General features: G+C 54.4%; 3 protein-coding genes and 1 pseudogene. 1 reads left to right on the plus strand and 3 read right to left on the minus strand.

Going from position 1 to position 2,500, the window contains the following annotated elements:
• Positions 1–219 precede the first annotated feature (219 nt).
• The 3 genes and pseudogenes from LC354_RS27420 to LC354_RS27430 all read right to left on the minus strand — a co-directional run.
• Positions 220–447, minus strand: a pseudogene (locus LC354_RS27420) (integrase core domain-containing protein); the annotation flags it as partial.
• Positions 447–749, minus strand: coding sequence for a transposase (locus LC354_RS27425; protein ID WP_223429100.1), 303 nt, complete (start codon positions 747–749; stop codon positions 447–449). The pseudogene LC354_RS27420 and the gene LC354_RS27425, both read right to left, overlap by 1 nt.
• A 146-nt stretch (positions 750–895) precedes the next feature.
• On the minus strand, positions 896–1,666 hold the full coding sequence (locus LC354_RS27430) for a L,D-transpeptidase (RefSeq protein WP_223429099.1): 771 nt from the start codon (positions 1,664–1,666) through the stop codon (positions 896–898).
• A gap of 553 nt (positions 1,667–2,219) precedes the next feature.
• Here LC354_RS27430 and LC354_RS27435 point away from each other — a divergent pair.
• The coding region (locus tag LC354_RS27435; protein WP_263289655.1) for a toprim domain-containing protein at positions 2,220–2,500 on the plus strand (281 nt) is incomplete at its 3' end.

Here is a 2,500-nt window from a genome sequence, read left to right on the forward strand (position 1 = left end):
GAGGTAAAAGATACTTGATCCGCAGGCCTGATCAGGCGATCTTCGCGTCAGATGGCAGGCCACTTGGGGAATGTCGGGTTAAAGGTGATTTCAAGTGAGCGGTTTTTGACCAAGCAGGGGCTTGGAAACGAAGTGCCCTTCTTTATTGTCCGTCTTCAGATAAATTGGGACATCAGAGCGGTTTCGTTATTGGAGGCTCTGGCTCATCCTTGATTGAGTTTATGCGTTTTCAGTTTGGTGGCGCAAGCGCCGCTTGAGCATGGTTTTGCGTTTTATCTCCTCTCGCTGTTTCAGGATGTGCTCATCGCGGCCGAAGTAGACGTCGGCGGGCGTCAGGTTGCCGAGGCTCTCGTGGTAGCGCTCGTTGTTGTAATAGTCGACGAAGGCGGCGATCTGCCGCTCCAGATCCCCGATCATGCTTTTTTTGAGCAGGCGATTTTCCAAGGTCAGGTCGGCAACGACTTCCTTGAGCGCGGTCGCCTCCGAGCGCAGTTCCTTGACCTCCGGTGAGGTCGCCTGGACGAGGTGCTTGTGCGTAGCGCTTCGTCATCCGCTCGCGTGATGTGGTCGGTGATGTCACGCTCTCCTGACTGTTCGCGCCGCGGGGTCAGCCCAACCCAGGGGCCGACATCTTGTGAGGATCGGAAACGGGAGGAATCGTCAATGGCCGAACGTACCGTCAGCGCACCAATTGCTCCGACACCCGGAATCGTCATCATCAGTTCGCACGCCGTATCCTGTCTGGCCATATCACGCAGCAGCTTTTCCAAGACCGCCAACTCATCACGCAGTTCGATCCGCAGCCGCAGAATTGGTGCACATCAAGATGCCGAAACAGTGACGATTCACGTAAAGCCCTATTACGGCATCTCTTTCGGCTCTTTCGATTGTTATACTATTGGCTTTGGGCTCTTCTTAGTTTTTCGGCCTCGACGGCTGCGTATATTTCGTCTGGATCTACAAAGGTCGGTGGCAGTTCCACACCGCGGTTGGCCAATTCCACACCTTCCGCCACGACAGATTCCTCGTAAGTCCGAACCACCACTTCTGTGCCCATTGGCGTGCGTTCGAACAGGTGGATCACATCCTGATTAAACAGGCGGATGCAACCAGCAGAGTTGGCGTTGCCAATCGACTTCAAGTTGTTCGTGCCGTGAATGCGGAACAGAGTATCACGCCCTCCGCGGTACAGGTACAAGGCGCGGGCGCCGAGCGGGCTGGCAATTCCGCCCGGGATACCTCGAGCGAAGGCAGCATAATACTCCGGCTCGGAACGGATCATATTCTTGGTCGGCGCCCAGCCTGGCCAGTTTTCTTTGCGCTTAATGGTAGCGCGTCCTTTAAACCCACGTCCTTCTCTGCCGACGGCAATGGGATATCGAGTGGCTTGTCCAGACGCTTCAATAAAATAGAGAAACTTTGCGTAGGGATCGACGACAATGGTACCAGGCTTTTCCAAGCCGCTATACCGAACTTCGGTTCGACGGTTAGGGTCTTGAAGGTACTGGGGGGGAACGGCAGGGATTGTAATGTCACCATCAACCACCGGTCCGTAGGGTTCTTGAGATACTGAAGGCTGCGCGGTATTCTCAAAAGGAGCGGAACAAGCGGTGAGCAAGCCCAGACCGATACAAGCAAGAATGGCCATAAACGGAGAGTGGATCATAAGAAATGTTTGTCCAATGCGATCAGAATTTACCCGATATTCCCCAAGTATATTGCGGCCGTTTCACGCACCAATCAAGCCATCTGAGCAAGTCGTGCGGTTGCTTTGGTGTCAGGAGTGGGGTTTCTGGTCTCAGTGGCAAGCTCTGCGCGATTTTTGGGCTGAATTTCGTTCACCTAAACAAACTTGTTGATCCGATTTTTTCTGTTTTTGCGGTTGCCGCCTTCATACCGGATCGGACGGTGAGTGCAGCCAGTGTATGGTCGCCAAGATATGCGACTGAGAATCTGGCCGTGTGTGCCGAGCTTGCCCGGAGAATCGAGAACTTCGGTTAACTCAAACCCACGACGCCTATCTCGCCCAGTTGAAAAGTTAGCATGGCCCAAAATATGGGTTCTGGTCTCTGACCGAGGCCTAATGGCAATTCTCATGGATTATGAGGCTGCGGTTCCGCCGCAGTATTGCGAGGTCTCGCCACAGGCCAATTTGTGAATGACATCTGTTCACTTTACGTTCTAGTATTGCAAAACATTGAATTCCGAACGAGTGCGTCATGGCCGATCAGATCGTCATCACCGAGAAGACCAGCCAGGCGAAAGACGTCCGCGCCGCCATTGGGTCTCGCTACGGCATGGTTCTACCCGCCGAGGGGCATTTGTTTGACTTGCTTGAACCAGAGGATGTGGTGCCGGAATGGAAGCGTTGGTCCCCGGTCCTGCTGCGCCCCGACGAACTTTACGGCACACGACCGGCAAAGGGTGGAAACAAAGCGGCCAAGCTCAAAGCCATTCGTGAGGCGCTGCGCTCAGCCAAGCGGGTCTGGCTTGCCACAGA

The sequence above is a fragment of the Tateyamaria pelophila genome, assembly GCF_019966495.1.
Lineage (GTDB): Bacteria > Pseudomonadota > Alphaproteobacteria > Rhodobacterales > Rhodobacteraceae > Tateyamaria > Tateyamaria pelophila.